Origin of the sequence: Bacillus sp. FSL K6-1338 (assembly GCF_038006965.1) — a bacterium.
GTDB lineage: Bacteria > Bacillota > Bacilli > Bacillales > Bacillaceae_G > Bacillus_A > Bacillus_A thuringiensis_S.
This window is the reverse complement of record NZ_JBBOWI010000001.1, coordinates 2,392,938-2,418,994: the sequence shown is the minus strand read 5'-3', so window position 1 is coordinate 2,418,994 and position 26,057 is coordinate 2,392,938. Positions and strand designations below refer to the sequence as shown.

Below are 26,057 nucleotides of genomic sequence, written 5' to 3'. Positions count from 1 at the left end.
ATACTCTTCTATTTACCATTAGCAATGCCAACTTTTTAGAAATGAAAATTAAGATAAGGTATTAACTTTCTAGAGTCGCAGCAAAAAAGCATTCTCGATTAGAAAGAATGCTTTTTTGAAATTTAATTGTTCTATATTTTCCCCAATTTATATCTTTGAGTTAAGCAAACATGTAATAAATTTAGTGAAAAAATTCACCTTATAATTAAGTATTATTTCTGAAATACATGTTTTACTTTTTCACCTGGAACGTTACTTCCTCCTCTTCCTTTTACATCTTCAATCATCATTGTAACAATCATGTCTGGCGCATTTGCATCGAAAGCTGCGAACCATCCCAGTTCTTTTCCGTCTGCTTCTTTCGACTCTTTCAGTTCTGCTGTACCAGTTTTACCAGCAAGCGTTACACCATCAACCTTTGCAATTCTCCCTGCACCATCAGGGTCATTAATGACTTTGATTAATGCACTCTTTAATATCTCTTGATTCTTTTTAGAAACCACATTTTCTTTCCAATTCCCTGCTACTTTTGCTTCTTTTAAAAGATGTGGCGACGGAATATTCCCTTCATTCACAATCGGTGCATATGTTAATGCTAAATGAAGTGGCGTCATTAATACTTGTCCTTGTCCATAGCCCGTGTCTGCTAGTTGAATATCGTTTTTTATCCCATCTTTTGCAATGATTGAAATAGGAAATTCGTATTCGATTGGTAATTTTTCATGAAATCCGTACTTTTTAAATTCCTTTACATACTGATCTTTTCCCATTTTCAAAGCTTGTTGAGCAAAATAAATATTATCAGAGTACTTCATTGCCTTATCAAAATCAATTGGACTTGCATCCTTTACACGCGTTACATAGTAATTTCCCCAAGACGAATCTTTTGTCCACTTCAATCCTTGAATTTTAAATTCTTCCTTCGGATTTATTGTGTTTGTTTCCAAACCAATTGCACCTGTGATCGTTTTAAATACGGAACCTGGTACAAATGCTTGTGTAAAGCGATTCGTCATTGGTAGTTTCGAGTCGTTATTCCATGCTTCTCGTTGGGCTTTCGATGCTCCTCTAACTATTATATTTGGATTATAAGCAGGGCTACTTACAAGTGCAATTGTTTCACCTGTTTTAGGATTGACCGCTGCACTAGATCCTGCTTCAGTTTTCATCTCATTAAAGATTTTTTCTTGAATTGCAGCATCAATTGTTAACGTAACATTTTCTCCTTCTTTTGCTTCTTTTTTTGCTACGTTTTTAATCTCTTTCCCATTCTCATCTTCTATAAATACGCGTCCACCCTTTTCACCACGCAATTTATTTTCTAACACTTTCTCTAAACCGGTCTTACCTACTAAATCATCTGCTTGATAACCTTGTTTTTGAAGTGATTTTAACTCCTCCGCATTCACCTTTCCTATATATCCAGTTAAGTGTGCCGCTGCTTCACCTAATGGATACGTACGAATATTTACTGGGCGAGATGAAACTCCTTCTAATTCAATATAATCATTCTGTCTAGTTCCCTCTTTTAAAACGCCAATTGGTACAAAGGAGTCTGGTTTTATCCATTTCGCTGTGAGCTTTTGTTCGACCTCTTCTATAGACATATCAAGTAATTGCGCTACTATTCCTTTCGTTTGCGCTGCTGCTTCGCCTAGTTTCTCTGGAATAATTCCAACCTCAGTTGCTTTACCATTCGTTGCAAGCCCTTTTCCATTTCGATCATATATTTCTCCTCGTTTTCCTTGCTCTATTTGCATACGTACTTTGTAATCTTTTTTCATTCCTGGGAAAATGAAGTCCGGTGTCCAATCTATTTTCCAAGATTCTTTATCTTTCACAAGTTTTGCTTCGTGGATGAATGAAACTGATCCTACATCCGTATCCATTTTAACTTCAAAAAGAAAAAGCTCTTTATCTTTCGTATTCTCTCCTTTCATTTTAACTTTTAAATTTTTAGCTCCAATCCCCTCATAGATTTTTTGATATTTTTCTGTGAATTCTTTTTTAGAAATCGATTTTTTGGCATGATCTGATAAATAATCATACATATTTGCAAATTTTCTATCATTCCATAAGTTGATATATTCTTCAAATGCTTGTTTTGGCGGTTCGTTTTTATTACATCCTACCAACATAACTGCGAAACAAACGAAAAGCAGCATCCATAATTTTTTCAATTCAATCTTCTCCCTTAGTTAAAAATGATGATTCCTTTCTTAATTTATTTAATAAAAAATGTTTAACGCTTAATAGACAGTGTAAGTAAGGACATTGTTCCATATTTACAAAAAATTAATTTACGCTTAAGTTGCATTGGAAGAAGGAGGTTTGTAAGCTTCTTACAAACTTAAGGAGCTCCTATATTTAGCAAACGTTATCATTATTAGTGGTGTTTTAAAACATACATTTAAAATACCTTTTAGTTCGTTTTCAAAGAAGTTTGGTTGTTGCAAATTAATTATGAATATCTAATCCAATTAGAAGAATACAATAATCAATTATCCAAAGTTAATTTCATACAAAAGCTAATAACGAGCATTAAAAAACTTTGCCTACTCTTTTAACATGGAAACATAATCTATTTATCAGAAGTCAATAATGAATAACAGGCGCTCCTAACCAGCAAAAAAAATAGACCTAATTGGAATTCATCAGAAATTAATAGATACATAAAAAACGCCATACTTTCTGTAAATTTCTACAAAAAGAATAGCGTTTTCTTATTTTACCTTTCTATATATGCTATACCGTGAGCTCCTTGATTTACAGAAGGATCTGCATTTCGATCTCCTGGATCAACTTCAATGGTATGAACATTCTTGTAATTAACTAAATCTAATACACTTATTGTCCCTGATCTAAGGTTAGAAACATATCCAACCGTTCCGTCCGTAGAAGAACGCATTGTAATTGGGAGTAAATCTACTTCTATTGTACCTAACACATTTAACGATTCTCCATCAAGAACAGAAACATACCCTGGTGCTGGAGAAAACATACTTCTTGTTCTCTCTCCATTCTTATTCTGAAAACGCGTATGTCCTACCAATACTTTCCCATCATTCGTTACATGAACCGGAGTAATTAAATCTGAAAATGATTTTGTCTTTATAATTTTATCGGTTTCTGTATTAATGATGCTAAGTGTAGGTTGCTCCTCTTTGTAGTCTCCAAGTAAACATGGTGAAGGGATATAAACTCGATTACCTTTAGGAGAAATAGCTAGTTCTTCACTACCATAGGGCATAGATACTTTTCCAATTAACTCCTTATTATGTGTATCTAAAACCGATATAAAGGGCGCCTCTTTATTAGAGGAATATCCTTTTGTACCATCTGGATTCGTCACAAACCAATGTGGACCTGTTGCTTCTGTAGAGATTCTATCTAGCACTTTTCTTGTGTTAAGATTAATAATTAAAATTCCTCCTTCACCAGATTCAACACTTACATACAATAAGTCTTTTTTTTCATTATAAACTAAACCATGTGGTGCAAATTCCGGCGAAATATCAATAATATCAATTACTTTAAATTGATCAATATCGATAACTAAAATTTCATGGCTTTTTTCCGGATTATTTCTATAAAAACCTGAGCGATAAGTAATACTTACATATAACAATTGACGCTTAGAATCGAAACATAATTCATGAGGTTCTGTAACTGGAGAATTTATAACCCCTATTCTTTCAAAATTTTTCGTATTGAAGAAATGAATTTGATTACCGCTGGAGCTAACGACCGCCAAAATAGGATTATTTTCTTTAGAACTATTCATTAATTAAACCCTCCTTGTTATTTGTTCCAAATTTCTTAAGTTCCATAGAAATCAGTATATTTAAGTAATTTGTGTTATTACTAAGACAAGTTGTAAACAATTTTCACCTCCTTCTAATTAAATTAGCTTAACTTATAATAAGTTAGACTAACTTTTATTCTGTAAAAATACGTTGAATTTAATAATCCAACGTATTTATCTACCTTCTCCAACTTTATCTTTTATACTTACATGTATTTTATTTAATAACTTTACTTCTCAATTAATGATGCACAAGAAGCACAGAAAGCAAGTACTTAGCGACATACCATTTCTTTGTCTCGTGCATTATCAGATACTCATAACATAAATAAACCAAGCTTAGCTGCCATTTAATTAGTTTCCCTTCGCTAACGTTTTTTTAAATTCATTCTGCGTACAGCTCTATTCTTTGAGGAATCGCCCTATAGATTAACAAATTTGCTTCAGATTCTTGTTTTTTATTGAACTATTCCTGTGTTGAAAATCCAACTACAATTAGTTAGCTTAACTAACTATAATTATAAATACGTCCACGTTTTATCGCAAGAGTTTTAAGAATCTTCGAATAAATGAATAGAGAGATAGAATTTCATCATAAGATACATGATCTTAAGTTAATAGTAATGCATAATAAGATTTTCGTACGTTAAGAAAAAACTTGCTACATATGTAGTAAAGTTTTTTAATTGTTTACTTCTCGCTCAGCTATCAGCTTTTTTTAACTAACACTTTAATTGTTTTAACAGCCTTTTGTTTAATTCCCACAAAGCTGTTTTGTTTCTACCTCATTTCAAGAATCTCTTAATCCAATTTAATAAAGTGAAACTTTAATCAGCCCTCACCAATCGGGCTGCGCGGCAAATAGCCGGATAAACAACAATTTCAGTTGGTAGCAGATTTGCTAAATCAGGAAATTGAGACGTATTCTACCATTACTTCTTTTGGAATCATACTCCCTCCTGTTCTTAATACAATATCCCTGTAAAAGCAGGCTCTACGTATTCTCCTAAATTATCAAAATCAACAATATCTAACACAACATCACGGAGTTTGCTCGCGACTTTGACATTGCCATCCACTACAAAAATCGTAATTCGTTTTTCTTCCATCTGTTTCATCCTTTCTACACCCTAGTTTTACAAAATAAGAAGTCATCCAAACTTATATTTATTACTTCCTGTTATCTCCTCACTACTGTTCTATGCATTATGTATATAAATTTTAATTGCCTACTAAAAAAATAACGTATTTGCAGGATGTATAAAAATTATACAAAAGGTAATAATTCATCGTTTACCCAACAATAGATAATATAGATAAAGAAAAGATACTAGAGAATATCACAGTGGAGTAATCTCTAGTATCTTTTCATAGTATTTTAGCGGCTATGCAATACGAAGGGATAAAAAAAAGACCTCTTACGGAAAGATAAGAGGTCATCAAGAAGATAAAAATGTTGTATTTGAAACACGCGAGTTTCTAATTAACATCATAACACAATATATTTATATATTCAATATATACATAAAAGTAAGGGATATATGTTCAAAAAACACACGGAATATTAATTTGGAACAGTATGTTTTATTCTTTTAACCTATTTCTTCTACAATGCCGTAATTGTAACAATGGATGGTCTCCTCTATATACTGATGAGCAATTGTAGCAAGTTTTTCTAAATTCTCTTCCGTTACCTCATGAATAAACAGAACAAAATTACTGTCGGATTCGGAGTCTGTTGAAATGGAACCATCGATCCGTTATGAAATGTTGAGCTTGCATCTCCTAGATTCCATGTAAATATTCGCTATTTCCAATCCCCTTTCGTGTCTATTTTATGTTTAATATAGTCTCGTACCGTACAAACGGGAAATGTTGTTAATTTGAAAAGAGAGAGGAATAAAATTTCTTTATCGCCTCTGTTCTTTCTTCTGTATGATAGAAAAAACGGAGAAAGGTAGAATTTTATCTATTCTCATAATTTGTTAGAAAATTCTAATTTGATTAAATTAAAAGAAAATGATATATTGATTTTATAATAACAATCCAATTAATGGATGACAACCTAATACCTGTAAGTAGACTATGAAAATGTCAGATAAACGGGAGGAATTTAATATGAAAAAATTATGTTCATTTGCTTTAATTGTTGCCTTAACCTTTTCGGGTTTTATCGTTTTAGACAGTACGCTACCTGATAAAGCGCGCGCTGAAGTAAATACGATTAAGCAAGCTTCAGCTGTTGTGGATGATTGGCCATGGCAAACGTATTTCTTATTGCATCACAATGCGGACTATATACAAGAATTAGCCCCTGGTAGGTTAAAACAAGGTGGTACGTTTGATACGACGGTATATATAGGCGGAAAAGATGTGGGTGTTGTAAAGATTTATAGATTGAACGGAGAAGGTGAATTGCAGCGCTACAAAACCATTTCTGCAGGTGAGGCTGGGCACCACTACTATTCTAGGTTCACAACACCTATTACAACAGTTTACACACCAGGTACATATGTAGCAGTACTGAAGATAGACACTTCATATTATTATGGTGGCTCCTTCCAAATTACAAAGTAAAACATATAGGTATATTTGTCTGAAACGCACTGGGTTACGGTGCGTTTTTGTTATCTAACGAATAAATGATCACGCGGGAATTCAAAGCATATTATCGAAACGGAGCTGAATGTGATGAAAATTGTAACAGTTAGTGCGGATGCAACAGTCCATGTTGGTATTTTAAAAGGGATGACAGGAAGTGTTACTAGTTATGATGCGGATACTGGGATGGCCGAAATCTAATTGGATCCATTTAAAACGGTTATAATTAGGTCTGTATTTCTAACGCAATAAGGTTTGTATAGGATTCTTTAGAAAATTAATATTTGATTTTTATAGTGACTCAATACATTCTATGATTAAAACTGAGTTACATATTTTAAAATCATCACCAGGAGAATCTGCAAATTTACGGGTTCTTATTTAAAACATAATGCCAGAAAAGCTGAGGTGAATAAAGTGCAAAGTTTAAAATCTTTAAAACGTGACGTATACATTTTTCTTCCATTGTCTATTTATTTTTCCTCCATTTTTATTTCATTCTATATTATAGAGAATACATTCAACTTGCTAAGTTTTTTACCAGCACTTGGAACCCTGTATGTCTGGGTAACTAGTGTGATAGACATTAAAAATAAAAATTACAAAATAAAATAAAAAAGCAACTGAACTAGATGCTTTGCTCTTAATGTTATAGAATATTGACGCCCATGACCATACAGCTACCAAAAACAATACATACCAAACCTAAAAATATTAAAAACCCTGGCAAATCAATATGCTCGAGTAGCGCGCATATTAATAATAAAAAGGGATAGACTAGAATTTCAATCCAGGTAACGCCCCCTGCTTTCTTTATTTCTCGGTATGATACTATGCTGACAAGTAAAATGCCTAATACAATTAGCCCTATCCCTAACATCATCCATCCATTCACCCTTTTTAGAATTTTAAAATTTAGCTCTTCACTTTCATATACTGCTCTTTTACACGCACCAGTAAGTCCCTCAGTTTCTTCTCTACAGGATGTTCTTGATTTTCTGGTACTTCTCTCCCGTATGATGAGAAGCTTTGTGAGCATGCACTAGGTGTGACTTCCAATTTCGCGTATGAGAAAGTATGCTCATTTTCTTCACCGATGTTTTCAGTAGTGCTTCCATTTGAACCAACGCGTATGCAGCTTTCGTCAAGTTTGGTGCGCTTTCCTTCCTTGTTAACCGTGTAATAGGTATCGTTGACTTCCCCATATTTCATATTAGGTGTTGATGTTACTGCGGTCCCGTCTGCAGAAAAAGTAACAACACGAAACCCATCTTCTTCTGGCAACAACTCAGCTCCTGGAACATTGTATAGAACCAAAAGGTCTCCTTCGTATGCTTCTGGAATGAGATAAATGGTATCTGTAGTGTCTTTTCCGAATCGGATACAACCGCTTAAAAGAATCATACTAAAGATCCCACAATACATTATAACTTTTCTCATAGAGTCTCTCCCGTTATGTGTAAGAATGGTATAGTATGTATTATATTCCCTTGGATAGAATAAGTTTCTAGTTTGAAGACGATTTTACTATTGTTATATAAAATATTTATGTCAGTGGATGATTAGCACGAAGAGAAATGGAGTGAATTGATGAGCAGACGTTTTGCATTAACATATGAAAATAAGATTTTGAGAAAGATAATGATTACCGTAAGCATTATCACACTCGTTTTCATTACAACAGGGTGTGATTCAGTCCAAAATGATGCAAAGGATGTAACGGAGATTCCGCTAAACAGCAAACTAGGTTCCCTTATTTCAGAAAGTATCATTGCCTGGAATCAAGACAAATTAAATCATACAAAAAAACAATTTGAGACGCATGTAATCTATGGAACTGAGATGAAGGATGAAAAAATGTATGTCTATCTCCATTCCCTCATGCAAGGATATAACCGCGAAACACAGACAGTTCCTCAAGCAGGACATTTACTTCCAGTCCGTGTGACAGTCACAAAAAATGGCGATGATTACATCATTGAAGATTACCGTGAACCAGGAGATGGTGCTGAAAATGAACCTACTTTGCGCAACATGTTCCCGAATAAGTATGCGGATCAAGCACTTGCTATATCAAATGAAACGATTCAATCATTAGAATCTCGTATGCAAGAATATGTTTCTAAGTGGTTGGAAGATACAAGTAATAAGAGACAAGATAGATAACAAATATAAGTATGAACAACCTCTCTTGATATATGAGATGCTCGTTTAGTAACTTGTAACATCCCATCAGTAGAAAAAATAACTTCTTGTGTTGTGTTTTTTACTTCTCCAATTAATTTTTGCAAGTTATCCAGCATACTATTAAAAGACTTCACAATGCTCCCCTTTATTAAGGCCCCAAAATCCTAGTATAGATAATATGATACAAGAGACACTTGCTATAACTACCATTACGTTTAGTGTTGTGCCAATTTTACTGTTTTTTAAAAACGACAATTAAATTCATTCAATATTTATATAACAATTAAGTAATTTATTGTATAAAAATAAAAGATATTTAATTATTTATATACGATAAAAACCCTATACTTACATTTAAATAATAAAAAATAAATAAAGAGCGTGTTGGTATATATTTAGATCAACGCGCTCTTACATATATTTAAACCCTATATCAATTTCTTATTCCATTCATTTAACTCATAAATACTTTTATATCCGGCTATCATGCCAGAAGTTTATTGGAAAATGATTGTTCTCACCATAAGCTTCAAATTCATACCCTTTTTCTCTTAATCCTTTTATAATTGCTGGAACTGCCGCAACAGATTGTGGATGAATATCGTGCATTAAAACAATTTCCTTTGAAGACGTCGCACCTGCTAAGACATTTTGAACAATTTTTGCGGCCGCTACATCCACAGGTAGTTTATTATATTTCCAATCTAGAGAGTCAATTGTCCAATCCCATACTTTTAAATTATTTCTGACTACTTCATTTCGAAGTGATTCATTTAATCCAGGCATTGATCCATATGGTGGGCGTGTTAATTTCGGGGAGTTTCCAATAACATTTCTAATTAAAGATTGATCCTCTTTCATTTCCTTCACATATTCCTGATTGGTGTATAAATTTTTAAAATCATGTGTCATACTATGCATACCCACATAATGGTTCTCTACATGCTCTCGTTTCACTAAATCTGGGAACCTTTTCACATTATCGCCAATTAAAAAGAATGTTGCTTTCACATCATTTTTCTTTAATACATCTAATAGGTTAGCTGTATATTTTCCTGGTCCATCATCAAAAGTTAAATATGCAACTTTTCTTTCTTTACCATCAAAACGATTAGGTATTGGTTTTTTTAATTCATTTTTAGGTAGACTGCTCACTTGTTGAACACTGTTTCCCTCTTCCGCATTTACCAGCTTAGGATTTGTAATAGATTGAAACATGTAATACCCTATTGCTACTAATGTAATAGCTAACAATACACTTATAATTCTTTTTTTCTTAAGCTTAATTTTCATATTATAATCTTCTTTCTATCAAATCATTCCACTTTATGTCGTTTAGTTTTACTATCCTATTAGCTTATTAAGTTTTTTAACTTAAACAATCTCAATTTTGGACTAATCATTTTAATAATCTATATAGGTGAAAATTAGTGCCCTGCACTAACGTTCATGGCATTTCCTATAATAGTTAGAACTACTGGAAATAATACTGGTCCTAAGGTAAGGACAATGTTTAAAAGTATAATAAAACTATATAGTAAGCTGTAATTTTTACTATTACCGTTTTCGAATACTAGGATGACTAATGTTATTACAGTAATTAAATGTAGTAATAAAATTATCAGCCAATAATACATCATTATAGTAAGATTCCACTTTCCTAATAGTTGGTATGTTCCCCCTATTATTATCCCTAATATAGTTACATTAAAGGAAATAAACAAAGTTCTTTTTAGTATTTTAGGAAATGTTTTGTGATCCACAGTTTTATTATATAAACCGATTAAAATGCCCAAAGATAGATATGCTAGTAATAGCCCTACCCAATTCCAGATCCAATCTTGATCCCCCATTAAATTAAACAAAAGCGAAAGGATCCCTCCTACTGCAAAAATCGAGGAGATCATAATACTATTTAAAGCTGATTTCATACTTTTTTCACTTCCTTAAAAATTTTACAATACAGCATTGAAGTCTACTCTTAAGTTGTCCTTTACTTATTAGAATCCTTTTCATTAAAAATCTTGTATGGGAATCCCATCATATAATCCGGTCATCATACCTATTAGCATATACGAAGAATGGATAGCCCAGCAAAAATTACATGTACATGATCCCATACCATAATTTTTAAACTAAACGAAGCTCCACCAAATCCTACTCCACATGGTAGATATACAAATAGAGGATGCGATCCATCAACTTTTATTTGTATATCAATTATTCAGACGAGTAGCAACTACTGCATTACCTTAAAATACATGCTTTGATTTTTCATCGTTAATAAAATAGCACATTTGATTCTTATTAACTTATGTTCCCCCTTCTTCTACTGCTTTACTATAACCAGCTGTATATTCAAAAATAGTAGCCCCTTTATTTCTAAGTAAATCTTTTTCCCACTTTTTCGCAGCTGCTGCCATATGTACATACGATATTTTAAAATTAATCATAATTTATTATAATTAAGTATATATTAACAATATATTAAGTATAAGTAAATAAAATTAATAATAATTTAATTTCATTTACTTATTTAAAGGGGATTACATATATGAACAATATTAATGTTGGTCAAAAAATTATGGCATTTAGAAAAGGTGCCGGATTAACCAGTAAACGTTTAGCAGAGTTAGCTGATATAACACCTTCCATGTTAAGTCAAATTGAGAAAGGAATCACAAATCCATCATTACAAACACTAAAATTAATTTCTGTAGCATTAAATATTCCATTGTTTAATTTTTTCTTAGAGGATACCAGTACAGAAGAATTAGTTGTAAGAGCTAACCAAAGAAAAAAAATAACTTTTCCTGAAAGCGGCAATGTTTCGTATGAGCTATTATCTCCTAATTTAGATGGATCACTAGAATTGGCTTTAATGAATCTGTTACCTCAAACTGCTTCATCTATGGAGCCTGTGGCACATAAAGGGGAAGAAATAGCATTTATTATGGAAGGACAAGTAAAACTATATCTAAATGATGAGGTTTTACTTCTCAATACAGGTGATAGTGTTAAAATCCCACCTTATGCAAAGCATAAATGGGAAAACACTTCTTTAAACAAGGTCACTGTTATATTTGGAGTAACTCCACCATCTTTTTAATTTCAAATACTAGCGAAGAAAAGTTAGAGAAAATAATCCTCTAACTTTTCTTGTATACATAACTTTATTTTAAGAAAGTAAAAAAATTGTCTCTCAATTATATGAGATTATAATCTAATCGATTAAAAGTAGTGAAATAGATCTTTTTAATTACATACTTAATTTACTTTTTAATGTCCAGTATTTTTCTCCATTCGCTTCAAAAGAGAATTCTACCCATCCATTTGGATCTTCACGATAAATAAAGATGGTTGTTCCAGAAGTTACTGTACCAACTTTATTCTCCTCGACAGCTACATCTGGTCTACTTTTAATTTTTAAATTAAATGGATAAGGTACCTGATAGTAAGTAGCTGATGATACAACATTTGAGCTTGAACCGTCTGCATACATTTTATATGGAATTTCATTAGATAATGCGTCGACATCTAATGTTTCAGGATTCTTTGGTAATTTTTTTGCATATGTATAGTCTTCTACACGAAACGGTTTAATACGTTCCATAATACCCGCAATTTTCTTAGCCCAACCTTTATCTGATGCATATTTCACGTTCATGCCAGTTAATGTTGGCCCGTTATAATACATACCACTTTCTTCTAAATATCTTTCTCGTACATAATTAGCGTTATAAGCAATGCTATCGCCGTAGCTTGGTAAATATTTCGCATATTTAAACGGATCTCCATCATATGCACGTAGACCGAATAGATTATGTTTTTGATATGCGATTTCTGATTTTCCGTATCCAGATTCTAAAATCGCATGCGCTGCTAAATAATGAGCACTCACGCCATATTGATTTTGCGCATTGATAAAATCTTGCCCATGTCCAACTAAAGGACTATCCGAATGATATTTCGCAATAAAACTATCAATCTCTTGAGCTGTAATTTTCGAAGCCACTGTTAAATTTAAATCTTCATATGAAGTAGCAGTAATAATCTCTTTTTCATCGTTTGAATTTTGTTGTAACATATCTGTTTTTGCAGTAAGTTGAGCAGCTTCAGCACGTGTTATAAATCTATTTGGTTGCCAACCGTTCTCAGTACCATTAGAAATTTTTAAATCTATTAAAATATTGGCATATTTTTCTCCCCAATGCCCTTTTAAATCTTCAAATCTAACCTGCTCGTTATAATTTGGTGTGTTTTGTAGTTTATATGCATTTACTAGCATCGTAGCCATAGCAGCGCGAGTTACTTTCCCGGATGGATTGAAGATTCCATTACCTTCACCTTTAACAATACCAGCTCTTTCAGCAGCAGCAATATAAGGAGTAGCCCAGTGGTTTTGTGAATCTGTAAAAGATGGTTTTGCATTAGGATCAATTTGTATCCCTAAAACTTTTGTCATAATTTTTGTAGCCGAAGCTCTGTCTAATGAGTCATTTGAACCAAAAGTTCCATCTGGATAACCATTCAATACCTGTTTATCAACTAAATAATTAACAGATTTATCAGCCCATACAGGAACATCAGGGAATTTATGAGTATCTGCTAAAATATTAGAAGAATAGGATAATATAGATCCTGCAAGGATACCTGTTGCAATTAATTTGTGCTTCATTAAAATAAACACCTCTACCATTGTATTTATCAAATTGGGATTTTCTATTTTTATATTTACATGTTTGTAATAATAATAAAATCGTATTATCACACATTCAATTTGATGTAACGAGTATAGTTACTTATATACGCAAGTGTCAATGAATGTCTTTTACAAAAATGTATAACATTTACATAATTTTAAATTTTACATGATCTTATAATTGACTTATGTATAAATTTTGTAAAGGACCTTTTGATAGATTACTTATTAGCTTACCTGAAGAAATCTCTTTAGTTGTTAATTTGCCAACCTTTCTTATTTACTATGAATCAATTAAAAAAAGAAGTTTTTTGTTTAAGAGCTACTTTAAAATCTTAAGTTGATGGATGTGTGAACGTACCGCTACTAAAATTCTTGCTTTTAAATCATTATTACTGTATTATGTTTACGTAGAAATATAAGGATTATAGTATGTAAAAAGGAATCAAATCTACAAGTAATATTTAAATCCTTTTCCAAGTCAAAAAGACTTTGCCAAAATCTAATATAATTTATACTTGTCTTTTTAATATGTATCTAGTAAAAACATATTTTTTATCAATAGAATTCTGTTTTCAATATAAATTCAAACTTTTAAATAGAAGTTTATTTAATTTCAATGATAGGAATTATTGTTCTAAACAAGGAACCATACAAAGTGATCTAAAAAACCTGATAGATATTGTATGTAGTTTGCTCATCTCGAGGTACTACAATAAAAGAGCCTTACCTCTCTAGGTAAGACTCTACTAGTTTCGTTGTATAATATTTACATGATAACTAAGAAGCAGAAAACATATAACACCAAATAACAGCACCCTATTACTCCTCCTACAGCTAATACCTGTTTAACCCAACTCTTAAATTTTTGATTACTGTAAATCGCTTGCACTCTTTCCATATTTCCTCCTATTAAGGAGAACCCTTAAAGACTCTCACCTCGCTATAGTACCATTAAAAAATGAATGATAGAGATCTAATGTATAAATATGCAATATTGCATACGAAAATGTATTGTAATAATTGTAAGCGCTTACTATAATGAATTTATAAAGATTTATCATATCCTAATACGAAAAAAGAGGAGAGAATAATATGGAAATCGCAATGGCAGTTTTAAAATTTATAGGTGGAGCAATCCCATTAATTCAAGAACTTCTAAAAGCATTTATGTAAATTCACTATTCAGCAATTATTTACAAAAATTATCATACAAATGATCTGCCTATCAAAAATGAATTGATTTACAGATCATTTGCGTGATCAAGGTCCCTTTAACATGACTAAGGGGACTTTTTTAAAATTTCCAAATAATTAAGGTTACGTCACATCACCATCAAGTTAGCAAAATAAAATGAAACTTTAACTTGATGGTACTGTTGTGATTTAGAGATAAGATCAGATTATACAAAGATTACCCACTGATATGTGGAAGATAAAGAGATAAAGAATACACTTGCGAAATTTAAACGATTGAATTAAAAAACTTGATATTAGTGCGGTTAACAGAATATGAAAATTACTTAAAAATCGTGATATTAGCTAAAAAACACCAAGCCCCCCTCCCCTTCAGGGCCATCTTGGTATTTTTTACGTTCACCTACAAATTATTATTTATATTGTTGCATGGGTTTCCTTTTAAATTATATACGTCTACTTTACCATCGATAAGCAATGACTCATGTCTCCCATTTAATCGTACTGATTATGTTTTAAAAACCATCTTGGCTAAAATGATAAAGTAATCTAGCAACTTAACCACGTATAATACTATCACCGAAACCATATATACGATTTCTATAACCTGCTACGATATTTTTCTCTTTTATGCTTTATATGACCAAATGATGATCAGTAAGAACATCTTTAAAAGTTGTATCTGCCCGTAACATTTGTTGCTGCAAGTACTGAGCCTGTTAAAATCATTACTTTCATTTTCATGCTATTTTCCCCTTCTTATCCTAATTATTTTTCATTATTAATAATAAAAACATTAATTTCTCCCAGAATGCTATAGACTTACTAAAAAACTCTTCTTGCCTATAGAAGAGTTTTTACTATGATGTGACTCATACATCAAGGGTACTGTTAATTTTATATGGAAAATAAAAAGACTCCATTTTGAAAAAAGGTTAATCAAAATGGGGTTTTTTATTATAAATCTGAATTTATATATCCTTCTACCTAAAACATCGTATTATCATTAACTGCTTCACTTGGAATCTCTTGAATTACATCCCAGTGTTCGACAATCTTTCCATCCTTGATACGAAATATATCAACTATAGCAACTCCCTTATCTTGAGAATTAGTACGAGAATGTACATGAAGAGCAACTGTATCCCCTTCAGCTAATTCTTTTTTTCAAAAAACATTTAAATTCTACCCTAACGCTTGCAGAATTCTAGCATCCATTACTTTTCTTCTTGTTCTTAAATTTGTCATTGTCCTTAGTAAATTAATCCCAAAACTTATCATAAACTAACGCTCACTTTTCAATATAAGTAGACATGAGTATACTTATATTGAATTCCTTGAAACTTAATAAGTCCAATATTTTCTCAAAAAAATAGCAATGTAAGCTACCTCCTTTTCTACCATAGTACTAAGACACCTCTTATACGATATATTCAATAGCAAACATTTAAGCATCAAAAAATCACTTAGCGAAATTTGTACTATCTTAGCTATATTTTGTCGCATTACAAAGGGTGGGTAACTGCCATATTCTGAATATTCTGTATATTGATGAAAAAAACTCATTGTTAAATTTAATGTATCTAATTCCTGTTATTATCAGAATAAGCCTTTACATAGAAAAGGGGGATATTATGAATGTTCAAGAGAAGAGTAATGAGCAATTGATGGGATTATTACACGAATGGTATGAAGAAATTCGTTTATATCATGTAAAAGAAGCAAAACAAACATACCTAAAAGTAAAAGAAAGTTTAAAAGGACTAAAAGCAGATCACTATGTATCATTCTATTATTCCCTACTGAATTTTAGATATATGGTCTTGGTAGATGCAATGAGTATTACAAAAGATTCTTTTAATCAAATAGAAAAACTCTCTACTATCAAAGATGATTTTTTATTTTTAGCTTACTATTATCATTTCTTTAAGGCAATTCATTCTACAATTTTAGCAAATTATACTGAAGCGAAAACACACTATGAAAAGGCGGAAGAACTTTTAATTGATATACCTGACGCAGTAGAAAAAGCCGAGTTTGAGTATAGATTTTCAACTTACTGTTATCAATCTTATCAACCATTTGAAGCAATTCAACATGTAGTAAAGGCAAAAAAGTATACCAGAATCATGTAGGCTATGAAATTAATGTTGCCTTATGCGACAATGTATACGGTTTAGCTTGTATAGATCTAAGAGAGTTTGAAAGAGCTGAAGAATGTCTCAATACGGTTATTGATGTTTTTAAAAAGTATAATGAAGAACAATTATTATTAAGAGTACGTCATAATTTGGGCTGGTTATATAATATTCAAGATTTATTTCCATTGGCGATCAGACAGAGTTCTGAAATTATAAATACCCTACCGAATCATTTTAAAGCATTATTTGTCTTAGCAAGAGCATATTATAATTTAGAAGGCATTGAAACAGCAAAATCATATATCGAGCAAGGAATGAAGTATACAAATGAATCAGGAAATGAGGAATATAAGCATCGTTTCGCAGTTTTAAATGAACTAATCACAGAACTACCTAGAATTAAACTAGAAAAAGTAGTTACTGATGCTATTTCTTATTTTGAAAAAGAGGAAATGTGGGATTGTGTAAAAGAATATGCAGGGATTTTAGCAATCCAATTTTATGAGGCAGATAATCATGTTAAGGCAAGCAAATATTTCTATATTAGTAATAATGCTGATAAGAAATATTTGAGAAAAGGAGCGTTAAAATAATGAAAAAGATTAAGAAAATTGTATTAAATATGGTAGTAGTAAGTGCATTAGCATGTAGCATAATTAGTTTAAATGTATCACAACACTCTTCGTTTAATGGTGGAGATACGCCAGCACCAACAAAACTGATTGTCTCTGGTGGAGTATCTATTGATTAACCTAATACATTTCCTTTATTAAAATCCAGAAAATTCAACTTATTACCTTTTACAAACCGTTGAATGAAAATGGATAAAATCTCGAACCTCTAATCCGAAACATATTTGTTTCGGATTATTCACATTATCTTTTTATATCCTCCCCTTCAAGCCCAGGAACTCCGTATTTACTAGGTAATGAACTCTATTAAACAATTATTAAATCTCTTTTCATCCAAGTTAAAGTAACTGTAAAGTTCATTTCATTCCTGCCACATTCTTATAAATATATGCCTTTACAACAACTATTGATTATTTTTTATTTCATTAATTCTATAATTTCTTTAATACACTTACCATTATCCATTGTTATATCTAATTTCTAATTAAAACCCTTCTTTGTAAGTTTATACCTATATATCGTGTTAAATTGTGTATGGCAAGATAAAACAAGCTGTTAAATTTAAATTATTGTTAGGTAGTTTCTACAGTATGATATTATCACACAATTAGTTATACATATAAAAAAGGTTTCCTGCCTTGTAACAGAAAACCTTTTATGTATTATTAATCTACAAACCTAAAATTTCAACAATCTGACGTGCCTTAGCATTATCTATATAATAATGCATCTCTAACCCTCTTCTTTCTGAACGGAGTACGGTTCCCCTTAATTTTGATAGATGTTGTGAAACAGTAGATTGGGGGATTCTTAATATTTCCGTTAACTGTGTAACATTACACATTTTATGGTGCATTAATTCATTTACAATTTGTAATCGAACAGGATGTGCCATTACTTTTAATACATCTACATCGTCTTCGTGGATTTCAGCTAGATTTTTTTCAGATATTAATGTTATCATTTCGCATTCTCCTTTATTATTAATTTCTATTTTCCTTTTATTCTTATAACTAATACTTATAGCTGATTACCATTTGTCCTGTTGAGAAAATATATTCTCTTTTTAAAACAAAAAGGACACTAATTCATTAAAACGTTTTTACTGCTTTAATGAATTGGTGCCCTCTAATTTTTTGAACCAAATATATCTTATTTTAAAGGATATTTTCAATTCTTTTTTCTCACATCTAGTAAAAATTTTATATTTTCTTTAAAATTAATATAAAGAATATTCTTCAAATTATGAAAGTATAAATTTGCGACAAACTTATGCTTTCTATCACATTCCATACCAATCAAGATAGTTAACACTATTAATGTAGTACTAACTATCTTAATTAAATATTACTAATAGTAAGTCTAAATATTATCAATTCACTTTATATTACATATATGTAAAAATAATAACATGATAAGCTTTTTCAAATTTTTCTCCTTGTAAAGATTTGAAAATAGCATTTCATTACTCTCCTTACTGTTAATATGCCTAGAAAAAGAACCCCATAGGGTTCTTTTTCTGTTCATTCCCTAAAGTCCCATATTAATAAAAAAAGAAGAGGGATATATCCTCTCTTCACCAATAAAATCGAACATCTTTACACTTAAGGAAGGGCATACATTCATCAAGAGATGAAATGAACAATAATAGTTCACCTAGTGAATTATAACATAAACCCAATTCCATTAATAGATAATATTAACATTTATGGAATAATTGTGACAGAATTGTTAAATATCTTAATATTAAAAGGCTTTATATGTATGTAAATTGAAAGTGGATAGTGTAAGGATAAAATATAAGGGGGATATATCATGTTTAACAAAAAACAAACATTCGTAACAACGGTAACAGCTTTAACACTAGGATGTGGATTTACATTCGGATTAACACCGGCCTTTGCAGATTTTAACAAGATTTCCGCCAACAATATTCCTGTTCATTCTATTCAGAACCAAGAACAAGAACCTTTTACTGGATATGTCATTTCAGTAGAGAACAATTATTTAGTAGTTGCAGCTACGTCCACAAAAGATGAAGCTCTTGCTTATCAACATGATTGGTGGAATCTAGTTTCTCAAAATAAGATTTTAAGAGTTCCTGTTTCAGATAGTGAAAACTACACATTAGGTGAGAAATTAAATGTATATGCAGCTGCATGGACTAAATCCCTACCACCAATAGCTGTTATGCCCACAATTGAAAAAGTATTTCATTAAATTATATTTAAAATTAAGAAGGGCATCATTCTAATTAGAATGATGCCCTTTATCTCACCAACTTTTTTCTCTTATTAATCAAGCTGTCTAGTGATAAATAAGAAATGGTTACAGTAAGAAAACCCCATCGCGCCTTTTACAAAATAATTTTTTATTTCTCAACATAAAATGATTAGAATTAAATTCCTAATCATAGTACCTACAGTTGTCAATTATCCTCCCTTTTTGAAAGGTCCTATCTTTAATGACAATTCCATTCAAATTTTCCTAACCTAAAATATCCTCTCTATTTCGTTTTCTTTTTAACCCCAATAGTATATATCCTCTTTTAATCTATTATATTCAAGTTACATGCCTCCATTTAGAGATGTTAAATTAACAAATATCTACTAAATGTCTATTAAAAACTCATATTACAATCGTTATCCAGAACCCAAAATACAAACAAATAAAGTACTCTTATTTCCTATTAGTGGCTATATCAGCGTAATTGTCTCTTGTCAGAAGATCCTATAATATTATGTACAACGAAATTAATTTTTCACTAATAAATTGGTGGGTGATATAAGTAAATCCACCTAACGCATCATCAGCAATCTACGTATTAACGGATTTATTCTAAGTAGATTAAAATGAGAGATTGATATTAAATTTACAAAAGGAAAAGAGAACGTTTAATTTGATTAATGTTATAAAACATATAAAGGAGGTTAAAACGTGGTACTCTCAAGACAAGATTCCTGGACGAACGATAACGATTTACTTCTCGCATCCACAGTACTCCAGAATATTCGTAACGGTGGAACACAGTTAACTGCATTCAAGGAAGTAGCAAAGCTACTAAATCGGACACCTGCAGCTTGTGGATTTCGCTGGAATTCATACGTGAGAAAACAATACCAAGAGGAAATACAACAAGCAAAACAAAATCGAGAAGTGGGAAACAATATTTCTCCCTCTCAACAAAAAAAGAAACATACTCTTTATCTTTGACATTAGATGATATTATTCTCTTTCTACAAAATTATAAAAAAACATATGAATTTACAAACTTACAAAGTCAAATAAAAACTTTAGAGACAGAAAATCATTCCCTTCTACAACGTGTAACTATGTACGAAGAAGAGTATCGTATGTTACTTAATCATATTGATAAGACAAGAAGTCTAGTTGAAATTAATTAAATAAAGTAGCAAATTACTTTTATACACTTAAGTCGTCACCTAAAAAACTCACTATATATAAATTAAGTTTAAACACTAATAAATAAAGTGCACGTTTACTCTTAATAAACGTGCACTTTATTTAATCCTTAAAACATAAAATTTAATTTTCAACTCATTAACAATATTAAAATTAAGATGTTTGTTTTATAGGTATTTGTTTACTTCTATTCTCAATAAGTCTATCTAATAGTAAGTAAACAAATCCAGAAATAATACAACCCACACCTAAGATTGTAAATAACATATGTCCTAAAAGCTGATCCAGTAATACACCGCCTAGAAGAGGTCCAAATACATTACCTGTAATCCATTGCAGATTAGCCGCCCCCATATAAGTCCCCCTCAAATGTTCTGGAGCTATATTAGCGACGAATGTCATTTGGACAGGTGACATGATCATTTCCCCTACTGTATAAACTGTATAAGCTATTAATAATGAGCCTAGAATAATTAATTCATTTGCGTCTATTACTTGAAACCACTTTGGTAACCATCCTATTGCTAAAAGGCCAACGCCAAAAAGAATAGCACCATATAGCATTGATTTACCAATTGGTTTGTGAGTTAACCACTTTGAAATAGGAAATTGGAAACATACAACCAATAAGCCATTTAAAGTCATTAAATATGGAAATGGATTACTATTTCCAAAAATCATTGTATTCTCATTACTAAAATGAAGTGGTAACATACCTTCCGATTGTGAGAATCCCATAAATATAATGATTCCCGTCACTATATAGAATAGAAATATTCTATCTCTTATAACAACTCTTAACGTAAATCTTATTGACTGTTTATGTGTTTCCTCATGTATCATTATATTTTTAGGCTTTGTTTCCTTTAGAAACAATAACATTAATATTGTATAAAACAGCATGGTTCCAGAAGTAATCAAAAATATGACATCTTTTGATACAACCACAACTGCTGCACCAATTATAGGGCCTATCGCAGCTCCTATATTATGAGCCATTCTAAGTAATCCATATGCCTCAGTTCTTTTTTCAGGTTCTGTTACATCGGTAACCATTGCAGATGCCGCTGGTTCAAAGAAAGAATTACATAGCCCTAAACCAATAGATAAAATGGCATACCCTATAAAACTATCAATAAACAAAAAAACAAGCATTAGTAGCCCATTACTGGCCATAGAGAGTACCATAGTTGGTTTCCGTCCATAAGTATCCGCTATATGCCCTCCAATTAATGAACCAAAACTCGCCGCAATTGGGGATAAAGCCATAACTATACCTACCTCAAGTAGAGAATCCACTTTATCCTTTAAATATAATGCAAAAAATGGCATTAACATCATCATTGCAATACCATTTAAGGCTTCTCCGATAAAGCGGATCCAGACATTAAGATCCATCCCCTTTAATTCTTTCCATGTACTCCTCATATAGTTACCTCGCCTATGCTCAAAGTATATTTTTATCCCAACAAAAGTTTTACTATATTATTATTAAAATCTAAATTTAGTCGGCTATGCTGCCCCCCCCCCCCGAAAAAACCTATCTTTTGATAAAGTAATATAAACTTGTCCCTATAATTTCTAGTGCCTCCTGCATACGTTGAGGAGAAATATTTTCTAAAACGGTATCTTGAGGTGTATGGAATACCTTTTCAACATGATAAATTAGGGGATTCCAACTCTCTACATCCATCCAAATAAATAGTGCTGAGGAAATTCCAGCTTCGTAAAATGGTACATGATCACTAGAATCAAACTTTCCAGTTAATACAACCGATTTCCCTAATGCTTTACTAGTAGCTACTGCAGTATTTGTTACTTCATTTTGAGAGCCATCTAGTGTCATTGCATATAAGTCCTTAGCCTGTTGGTAACTTGTCGCTATCATATCTGCATTAAAAACCCCTAGAATATGTTTCTTATCTGTTGTAGATAACTGATTAACATAATGGTAAGCACCTAAGGATTCATTTTCTTCTGCTCCAAACGCTATGAATTGAATTTCTTTATTAATCTCTATATCTTTAAAATTGTATGCTAACTCTAATAAAAGTCCTACGCCAGAAGCATTGTCATTTGCTCCAGGTGCTCCGATAACACTATCATAATGAGCACTCATTATTGCTACATCCTCATTATCTGTCTTGTATTTGGGCTTTTTTTTCGCAATAACATTTAATGAACTCAAATTCATTTCATGTTTTGCCTTTAAACTAACTATATTTTTATTATGCACTATTTTATCTTTCATTCTAATTCCCTGATTATAAGCAAGCCCAAATACAGGTATTGATTGTTTCTTTTTTAGAACTGGGTTAAAGGCTTCTCCATAGTTGCCTCTATCCCCAATCGTACTATATAACAATACAGCTTTTGCTCCCTTTTCTACTGCATACTCAACTTGTTCATTATATTTCTCATACGTATCAGCTTGTTCCAGTAATACTATTTTCCCATGAATTGGCTCAGGTGAATTTTTAATATCGTTCTCTTTTCCTATAGAAACTACCGGCCCTACGACAGGATCTTTAGGTATAGATGCATTAGATGCTGCTCCAACTTGCCATTCTTTTTCTCCATACACACTAAAAGAGATACTCCCAATATATTGATCTGGTACAGGAAAGGCCTGATACTCAACTTCATACCCTAATTTTTTTAATGTATCTCCAATGTATGTAGCTGCTTTATGTTCTTCCTTAGTCCCACTTGGACGTGGACCAATTTTCTCAGACAGAAAACGTGTATGTTCAATAGCTCGACTAGCACGAACCTTATCTGACATGAGAGAACTTTGGTCGTTCTTAGTCATAGCATGTACTAGTATTACATCCTCAGATAAATTACTAAAAAGGAAAAGCAACAAAATCCCAAAAGTTACAATAAGCTTCTTTATAAGAGTTAGTTTTTTCATTTGTCCTCCCTATGATTAAAAAAGATTAATATTAAAACCTTCCCTCCTAACACACTTACTTAGAAGAAAAGGTTCATTAAAATAATCTCTAACTCAAGTTACATGTAAAAATAAATAAACCGATAGTGCCTTTTATATCTCCAAATAATTCATTTTTGTTTGCATACCAGTAATATTTTTATGAAACCAATTAAGAGTCTCCCATGACCTCTTTCTATTCGTATAATCAGTTTCCTGAACCTCAAATACAATTCCTATGTTTTTATCCAAAGTATTGTTCTTCACTTTTAATAAAGTTTCATGTAATAAACTTTCATCAATAGATCCATTAGCCGGATTCTCTCCCTCATAGCAACGTATCTCACTATAAGGAATCGTTAAATGCTTAAAAGAACTAAAATGAAAATGTTTAATATAATCCATTAAGCTTAAATACTTATGAAAATCCTTATATTCAATTTCTTCTTGCCTTAATAATTTAGAAATACCTAAACGTGTAAGATAGGTTATAGACCAATGACATATATCCCATGTTATTCCAACGTTAGATAACTCCAGATTAACCAAATCAGTAAAATCTTCGGGATATATAAATATAGGATCAAAATCATCGCCCAAGTTTCCAATAATGGGTAGGTTTTCAACGCCAATCCATATATCAGTCCCTTTTATTTCCTCATCTAGCATATTAAAGAACTCTATAATCCTTTTTCTATTATCTAGAAGATTATAGTTTTGAAATTCCGCGACATTCATGAATTGATTAGCATGCACTGTTATACCTGATGCATTATACTTTATAGCAAGGTTAATAAATTCATATAGTTGCTTTTTAATAAATTCATCATTGAGATAGTCTGCATTATCAGTAGGAAAATGCAGCGTTAACAAGGATGGATTAAGGGTTTGAACAAAAGACAGGACCTCAGAAAACCTTTTTGTATATGAGTTATCAAATAAAGATGTCCCATCAAAAATATTTGCTTCTAATCCATAGCCTTTTTCAACCCATTTTAAGTCAATCTGTTTACTATCTAAACCAAAGAACGGGACCTGTGGTATTAACATATTCTCTTCACCTACCATGTCCCCCTTACTAACATAAATGCCTCAGCCGCTTGGTATCCAGATTTGGCACCCCATACAAATGCGTTATGTCTCATTGCTTCTATAGAGCGTGGATGAGGAAATTCCCTTAACTCAGATTCATAATGTCTCATCGCACTTAATTTCTCCTCCAAATGATCTTCAATATTCACAAAATAATTAGGAAGAAACTTATCTTTTTCATTATAATTCCACTCTGTAGAAGATAAAGTTTCATATGCAAATACCCATTTGATATTAGTATCTGGCAGAGGGCGTGTCGCTGTCATTACTGCTCTGTAAACAACAGTATGATCAATATTTATATCTCCACCATATTGAGTATAAATAATTGTAGGATTTATTTTTTTAATGTGATTTTCAATCTCTTTCACTACATCAAGTAAGGGTAATGTATCAAGACGATTATCAGGGAAATCTAGTCTTGCAAAACTTTTTACACCAAGTGTAGTACATGCCCCCTCTGTTTCTTTATAAGATAAGTTCTTAACCTCTAAATCTAGCTCTTTATATTCTTTAGCTCTAGAAGATTTTCCCTCTGCAAGTATTACAACATGTACATCATCACCTTGTTTCACATGTTTCGCTATTGTTCCGCCAACACCAATTATTTCATCATCCGGATGAGCGGCAAATACAAGTACATTCATAAAATTTTAGACTCCTTTAATTAATTTTTCTGTTTCCTTTGGTCCACAATTTAGTAAAATATCTAAAATAGATAAATGTGGTATAAATTCCCCAAATAATTGCTTGTAGGAATAATCCCTTATTCTTTGGTAGATAATTTCTATATTTTCATTCTCAAAATCATTTTCGTCTAAATAATCTTGCCCTAAACTTCCAGAATAATAAGTACTGGCATTAAATTTCTGACACAACTCTAATACAAAATCACTTTTCTTACCTGTAATCCCCTCTAAATCTGATACATAATATAGTTCCGTATCAATGTTTAATTCACGGATAATAAAATGAATAAAATTCATGTTCATATCATTTAAATTAATCCAATCTTCCGAATAAAAATTTTCTAAATAATCCTTATATACATTAAAGTAAGGTGCATTAGAATAATTAATTCTTATTGCTTTCCAATGCTTCCGTTCCCAATCTTGAGTATTGTCTATCTTTAACTTATTAAATGGAATTTCTTTATAATTCTTCATTTGTATTGGAACAGTTAACCAAGACGCTCCTTGTGAAGTTTTAATACGATTCCTATTTAAAAAACCTTTTTTTCAAATTGTGCTATATCATGAAATACAAACACATCTGATTTATGAATTTTTTCAAAAAAACCATACCAAGGTAAATAACTTGGTTGGTGGCCACTAATAATCATAGT

19 protein-coding genes and 5 pseudogenes are annotated in these 26,057 nt (G+C 31.5%); 8 read left to right on the top strand and 16 right to left on the bottom strand.

The annotated features are described in order from the left end of the window. Nucleotides 1-212: 212 nt before the first annotated feature. The 3 genes from NZ044_RS12430 to NZ044_RS12420 form a co-directional block, all read right to left on the bottom strand. Complete coding sequence (locus NZ044_RS12430) at nucleotides 213-2,180, bottom strand: penicillin-binding transpeptidase domain-containing protein (protein ID WP_098425349.1); 1,968 nt, start codon at nucleotides 2,178-2,180, stop codon at nucleotides 213-215. A gap of 548 nt (nucleotides 2,181-2,728) precedes the next feature. Further along, the gene (locus tag NZ044_RS12425) at nucleotides 2,729-3,784 is read right to left on the bottom strand and encodes a YncE family protein (RefSeq protein WP_118961917.1); all 1,056 of its coding nucleotides are present in this window, start codon (nucleotides 3,782-3,784) and stop codon (nucleotides 2,729-2,731) included. A gap of 986 nt (nucleotides 3,785-4,770) precedes the next feature. Continuing rightward, nucleotides 4,771-4,923, bottom strand: a complete 153-nt coding sequence (locus tag NZ044_RS12420) for a hypothetical protein (protein ID WP_172583216.1) — start codon at nucleotides 4,921-4,923, stop codon at nucleotides 4,771-4,773. Between the two features lie 1,000 nt (nucleotides 4,924-5,923). Between NZ044_RS12420 and NZ044_RS12415 the strand changes: the two genes are divergently transcribed. After that, on the top strand, nucleotides 5,924-6,382 hold the full coding sequence (locus NZ044_RS12415; RefSeq protein ID WP_098505540.1) for a DUF5065 family protein: 459 nt from the start codon (nucleotides 5,924-5,926) through the stop codon (nucleotides 6,380-6,382). Between the two features lie 673 nt (nucleotides 6,383-7,055). On the opposite strand, the gene NZ044_RS12410 is transcribed toward NZ044_RS12415, so the two are convergent. Then, entirely contained in the window at nucleotides 7,056-7,289 is a 234-nt protein-coding gene (locus NZ044_RS12410) for a hypothetical protein (RefSeq protein ID WP_000979114.1), read from the bottom strand. A 32-nt stretch (nucleotides 7,290-7,321) separates the two neighbouring features. After that, nucleotides 7,322-7,846, bottom strand: coding sequence for a DUF6843 domain-containing protein (locus NZ044_RS12405; RefSeq protein WP_001233342.1), 525 nt, complete (start codon nucleotides 7,844-7,846; stop codon nucleotides 7,322-7,324). A 150-nt stretch (nucleotides 7,847-7,996) separates the two neighbouring features. Here NZ044_RS12405 and NZ044_RS12400 point away from each other — a divergent pair, with 150 nt between their 5' ends. Continuing rightward, the gene (locus NZ044_RS12400) at nucleotides 7,997-8,572 is read left to right on the top strand and encodes a hypothetical protein (protein WP_000091045.1); all 576 of its coding nucleotides are present in this window, start codon (nucleotides 7,997-7,999) and stop codon (nucleotides 8,570-8,572) included. Nucleotides 8,573-9,064: 492 nt separating this feature from the next. Here the strand turns inward: NZ044_RS12400 and NZ044_RS12395 are convergent, their stop codons facing one another. The 3 genes from NZ044_RS12395 to NZ044_RS12385 form a co-directional block, all read right to left on the bottom strand. Beyond that, on the bottom strand, nucleotides 9,065-9,886 hold the full coding sequence (locus NZ044_RS12395; RefSeq protein WP_000694595.1) for a peptidoglycan-N-acetylglucosamine deacetylase: 822 nt from the start codon (nucleotides 9,884-9,886) through the stop codon (nucleotides 9,065-9,067). Between the two features lie 134 nt (nucleotides 9,887-10,020). Next, on the bottom strand, nucleotides 10,021-10,524 hold the full coding sequence (locus tag NZ044_RS12390; protein ID WP_340949769.1) for a DUF3902 family protein: 504 nt from the start codon (nucleotides 10,522-10,524) through the stop codon (nucleotides 10,021-10,023). Nucleotides 10,525-10,905: 381 nt separating this feature from the next. Then, a complete protein-coding gene (locus NZ044_RS12385) occupies nucleotides 10,906-11,046 on the bottom strand; it encodes a hypothetical protein (RefSeq protein ID WP_003260087.1) in 141 nt (46 codons plus the stop codon). A gap of 101 nt (nucleotides 11,047-11,147) precedes the next feature. Between NZ044_RS12385 and NZ044_RS12380 the strand changes: the two genes are divergently transcribed. Continuing rightward, nucleotides 11,148-11,702: a helix-turn-helix domain-containing protein gene (locus NZ044_RS12380; protein WP_001059815.1), complete on the top strand. Its 555-nt coding sequence runs from the start codon at nucleotides 11,148-11,150 to the stop codon at nucleotides 11,700-11,702. Between the two features lie 150 nt (nucleotides 11,703-11,852). Here NZ044_RS12380 and NZ044_RS12375 read toward each other — a convergent pair whose 3' ends face one another. Continuing rightward, nucleotides 11,853-13,271, bottom strand: a complete 1,419-nt coding sequence (locus tag NZ044_RS12375) for an S-layer homology domain-containing protein (RefSeq protein ID WP_000680992.1) — start codon at nucleotides 13,269-13,271, stop codon at nucleotides 11,853-11,855. 1,013 nt (nucleotides 13,272-14,284) lie between these two features. Here NZ044_RS12375 and NZ044_RS12370 point away from each other — a divergent pair. After that, nucleotides 14,285-14,471 (top strand): annotated as a pseudogene (locus tag NZ044_RS12370) (hypothetical protein). A gap of 1,008 nt (nucleotides 14,472-15,479) precedes the next feature. Here the strand turns inward: NZ044_RS12370 and NZ044_RS12365 are convergent. Further along, nucleotides 15,480-15,659: pseudogene (locus tag NZ044_RS12365) on the bottom strand (nuclear transport factor 2 family protein); the annotation flags it as partial. 467 nt (nucleotides 15,660-16,126) lie between these two features. Between NZ044_RS12365 and NZ044_RS12360 the strand changes: the two are divergent. Together NZ044_RS12360 and NZ044_RS12355 are read left to right on the top strand one after the other, a co-directional pair. After that, nucleotides 16,127-17,226, top strand: a pseudogene (locus NZ044_RS12360) (response regulator aspartate phosphatase). Next, on the top strand, nucleotides 17,226-17,384 hold the full coding sequence (locus tag NZ044_RS12355; RefSeq protein ID WP_000721348.1) for a Phr family secreted Rap phosphatase inhibitor: 159 nt from the start codon (nucleotides 17,226-17,228) through the stop codon (nucleotides 17,382-17,384). The pseudogene NZ044_RS12360 and the gene NZ044_RS12355 overlap by 1 nt, the downstream one beginning before the upstream one ends. Before the next feature lie 551 nt (nucleotides 17,385-17,935). On the opposite strand, the gene NZ044_RS12350 is transcribed toward NZ044_RS12355, so the two are convergent. Further along, nucleotides 17,936-18,229 carry an ArsR/SmtB family transcription factor gene (locus NZ044_RS12350; RefSeq protein ID WP_000631350.1) on the bottom strand — a complete coding sequence of 98 codons (294 nt, stop codon included), beginning with the start codon at nucleotides 18,227-18,229 and terminating at the stop codon, nucleotides 17,936-17,938. An 851-nt stretch (nucleotides 18,230-19,080) separates the two neighbouring features. On the opposite strand from NZ044_RS12350, the gene NZ044_RS12345 reads away from it, so the two are divergent. Then, nucleotides 19,081-19,485: a DUF3221 domain-containing protein gene (locus NZ044_RS12345; RefSeq protein ID WP_000482311.1), complete on the top strand. Its 405-nt coding sequence runs from the start codon at nucleotides 19,081-19,083 to the stop codon at nucleotides 19,483-19,485. Between the two features lie 717 nt (nucleotides 19,486-20,202). Continuing rightward, nucleotides 20,203-20,669 (top strand): annotated as a pseudogene (locus tag NZ044_RS12340) (RsfA family transcriptional regulator). 172 nt (nucleotides 20,670-20,841) lie between these two features. Here NZ044_RS12340 and NZ044_RS12335 read toward each other — a convergent pair. The 5 genes and pseudogenes from NZ044_RS12335 to NZ044_RS12315 all read right to left on the bottom strand — a co-directional run bounded on the left by NZ044_RS12335 (nucleotide 20,842) and on the right by NZ044_RS12315 (nucleotide 26,054). Next, nucleotides 20,842-22,116, bottom strand: a complete 1,275-nt coding sequence (locus tag NZ044_RS12335) for an MDR family MFS transporter (protein ID WP_118962029.1) — start codon at nucleotides 22,114-22,116, stop codon at nucleotides 20,842-20,844. A 112-nt stretch (nucleotides 22,117-22,228) separates the two neighbouring features. Next, the gene (locus NZ044_RS12330; protein WP_000737099.1) at nucleotides 22,229-23,602 is read right to left on the bottom strand and encodes a M28 family metallopeptidase; all 1,374 of its coding nucleotides are present in this window, start codon (nucleotides 23,600-23,602) and stop codon (nucleotides 22,229-22,231) included. A gap of 132 nt (nucleotides 23,603-23,734) precedes the next feature. Continuing rightward, nucleotides 23,735-24,670, bottom strand: a complete 936-nt coding sequence (locus NZ044_RS12325) for an endonuclease (RefSeq protein WP_003281342.1) — start codon at nucleotides 24,668-24,670, stop codon at nucleotides 23,735-23,737. Nucleotides 24,671-24,681: 11 nt separating this feature from the next. Beyond that, nucleotides 24,682-25,359, bottom strand: a complete 678-nt coding sequence (locus tag NZ044_RS12320; RefSeq protein WP_001101895.1) for a PIG-L deacetylase family protein — start codon at nucleotides 25,357-25,359, stop codon at nucleotides 24,682-24,684. Between the two features lie 6 nt (nucleotides 25,360-25,365). Further along, nucleotides 25,366-26,054 (bottom strand): annotated as a pseudogene (locus NZ044_RS12315) (WbqC family protein). Nucleotides 26,055-26,057: the final 3 nt, after the last annotated feature.

Excerpts from the sequence above, each read along its gene's own strand:
- NZ044_RS12425 (WP_118961917.1), bottom strand. The coding sequence starts at position 3,784 with ATGAATAGTTCTAAAGAAAATAATCCTATTTTGGCGGTCGTTAGCTCC.
- NZ044_RS12420 (WP_172583216.1), bottom strand. The coding sequence starts at position 4,923 with ATGAAACAGATGGAAGAAAAACGAATTACGATTTTTGTAGTGGATGGC.
- NZ044_RS12415 (WP_098505540.1), top strand. The coding sequence starts at position 5,924 with ATGAAAAAATTATGTTCATTTGCTTTAATTGTTGCCTTAACCTTTTCG.
- NZ044_RS12410 (WP_000979114.1), bottom strand. The coding sequence starts at position 7,289 with ATGATGTTAGGGATAGGGCTAATTGTATTAGGCATTTTACTTGTCAGC.
- NZ044_RS12405 (WP_001233342.1), bottom strand. The coding sequence starts at position 7,846 with ATGAGAAAAGTTATAATGTATTGTGGGATCTTTAGTATGATTCTTTTA.
- NZ044_RS12400 (WP_000091045.1), top strand. The coding sequence starts at position 7,997 with ATGAGCAGACGTTTTGCATTAACATATGAAAATAAGATTTTGAGAAAG.
- NZ044_RS12395 (WP_000694595.1), bottom strand. The coding sequence starts at position 9,886 with ATGAAAATTAAGCTTAAGAAAAAAAGAATTATAAGTGTATTGTTAGCT.
- NZ044_RS12390 (WP_340949769.1), bottom strand. The coding sequence starts at position 10,524 with ATGAAATCAGCTTTAAATAGTATTATGATCTCCTCGATTTTTGCAGTA.
- NZ044_RS12385 (WP_003260087.1), bottom strand. The coding sequence starts at position 11,046 with ATGATTAATTTTAAAATATCGTATGTACATATGGCAGCAGCTGCGAAA.
- NZ044_RS12380 (WP_001059815.1), top strand. The coding sequence starts at position 11,148 with ATGAACAATATTAATGTTGGTCAAAAAATTATGGCATTTAGAAAAGGT.
- NZ044_RS12375 (WP_000680992.1), bottom strand. The coding sequence starts at position 13,271 with ATGAAGCACAAATTAATTGCAACAGGTATCCTTGCAGGATCTATATTA.
- NZ044_RS12355 (WP_000721348.1), top strand. The coding sequence starts at position 17,226 with ATGAAAAAGATTAAGAAAATTGTATTAAATATGGTAGTAGTAAGTGCA.
- NZ044_RS12350 (WP_000631350.1), bottom strand. The coding sequence starts at position 18,229 with ATGATAACATTAATATCTGAAAAAAATCTAGCTGAAATCCACGAAGAC.
- NZ044_RS12345 (WP_000482311.1), top strand. The coding sequence starts at position 19,081 with ATGTTTAACAAAAAACAAACATTCGTAACAACGGTAACAGCTTTAACA.
- NZ044_RS12335 (WP_118962029.1), bottom strand. The coding sequence starts at position 22,116 with ATGAGGAGTACATGGAAAGAATTAAAGGGGATGGATCTTAATGTCTGG.
- NZ044_RS12330 (WP_000737099.1), bottom strand. The coding sequence starts at position 23,602 with ATGAAAAAACTAACTCTTATAAAGAAGCTTATTGTAACTTTTGGGATT.
- NZ044_RS12325 (WP_003281342.1), bottom strand. The coding sequence starts at position 24,670 with ATGTTAATACCACAGGTCCCGTTCTTTGGTTTAGATAGTAAACAGATT.
- NZ044_RS12320 (WP_001101895.1), bottom strand. The coding sequence starts at position 25,359 with ATGAATGTACTTGTATTTGCCGCTCATCCGGATGATGAAATAATTGGT.